The 1,685-nt window shown below is 70.0% G+C and carries 1 protein-coding gene; it reads left to right on the forward strand.

Going from position 1 to position 1,685, the window contains the following annotated elements; genetic code table 11:
* On the forward strand, nt 1-1,685 hold a 1,685-nt coding region (locus I53_RS02810), incomplete at both ends, for a mechanosensitive ion channel domain-containing protein (protein WP_043346390.1).

Consider the following 1,685-nt stretch of genomic DNA (forward strand, 5'->3'; position numbering starts at 1 on the left):
CGCACGGCAGCCTCACCAACCTGCTGTTCCTGGGGCTCGCCTTCGGGATCTCGGTGGCGCTGTATTTCGGCCGGCGCAACATCGCCCCCAAGGGCGCCCGCCGGGACGCCGCCCGGACCGATCCGTCGCGGCGCGCCGTGATGCTCGCCGCCTGGCGGGTGATCCTGCTCGGCACGGTGCCGGCGGTGGCCGGGTCCTACGCGGTCTACTACGCGCTGGACGCCACCAACCTGCTGCCGTCCCGGCTCCTGCCGGTGGCCGCCGCGATCCTCGGGGGGCTCGCCTTCATCGCCTTCGTGGAGGCCCTCTGCGACGGGCTGCTCAGCCCCGAGAAGCCGGCGTGGCGGCCGGCCCCGGTGAGCGATGCGGCGGCCACGCGCCTGACCCGGCTCGCGGTCGGCATCGCCACGGTGATCACCGTGGTGAAGTCCGTGGAGGCCCTGAATTCCGGGATCTCGGCGGCCCTGCCGATCTCCATCGCCACGCGGGGCATCGGGGCGGTCGCCACGGCCCTGATCCTGGCCGTCGGCCTCCACCGCTTCGCCGATACCGAGCAGGAGGAGGAAGCCTGCTTCGGCCCCTACGTGCCGACCAAGACCACCACGGGCATCGGCGGGCCGGCGCGGCTGCTCGGCTGGGCCGCGGTGGCGCTGATCGGCCTCGGCGCGCTGGTCGGCTACGTCGCCTTCGCGGCGTTCCTGATCGACCAGCTGATCTGGGACGCCAGCGTCCTGGTCCTGCTTTACCTGCTGGTCCAGAGCGTCGACATCTTCGTCGGCCGCGCGCTCAGCGACGAGACCCGGCTCGCCACCACGCTCCAGGCCAATACGGGACTGCGCAAGCGCTCGCTGAACCAGATCTCTGTCCTGGCGACCGGCGCCGCCCGGCTCGTCCTGTTCCTCGCGGCCGCGATCCTCGTGCTGGCGCCCTGGGGCCTGGATTCCACCGACATCGTCTCCTCGGTCCGGCAGGCTTTCTTCGGCTTCAAGGTCGGCGACGTCACGATCTCGCTCTCCAGCATCGCCTTCGGGATCGGCATCCTGGTGGTCGGCGTGTTCATCACCCGCGGCGTGCAGCGCTGGCTGGAGAACACCTACCTGCCGGCCACGGACCTCGATGCGGGCCTGCGCAACTCGATCACCACGGTGGCGGGCTATTGCGGCTTCCTGATCGCGCTGGCGCTCGCCTTCTCGTATCTGGGCCTGAGCCTGGAGAAGCTCACCATCGTGGCCGGCGCCCTGTCGGTGGGTATCGGTTTCGGCCTGCAGTCGATCGTCAACAACTTCGTCTCCGGGCTGCTGCTCCTGTGGGAGCGCCCGATCCGGGTCGGCGACCAGGTGGTGATCGGCGATCAGGAGGGCATCGTGAAGCGGATCTCGGTCCGCTCCACCGAGATCCAGACCTTCGACCGCTCGGCCGTGATCGTGCCGAACTCGAACCTGATCTCCGGGGTGGTGAAGAACCGGGTGCGGGGCGACCGGACGGGGCGCGTCAGCATCACGGTCAGCGTCCTGCGCAACCAGGACCCGGTCCGTGCGGCCGAGATGATCGCGGCCTGCGCGCAGGGCCATTCCGACGTCCTGAAGGAGCCCGCGCCCCGCGTGGTGTTCAAGAAGATCGGCGATCCCTTCCTGGAATTCGAGCTGCTCGTCTGGATCGTGGACGTGAGCCTCGGCCAGAAGGTG

It is taken from the genome of Methylobacterium sp. B1, from assembly GCF_000333255.1.
GTDB classification, from domain to species: domain Bacteria; phylum Pseudomonadota; class Alphaproteobacteria; order Rhizobiales; family Beijerinckiaceae; genus Methylobacterium; species Methylobacterium fujisawaense.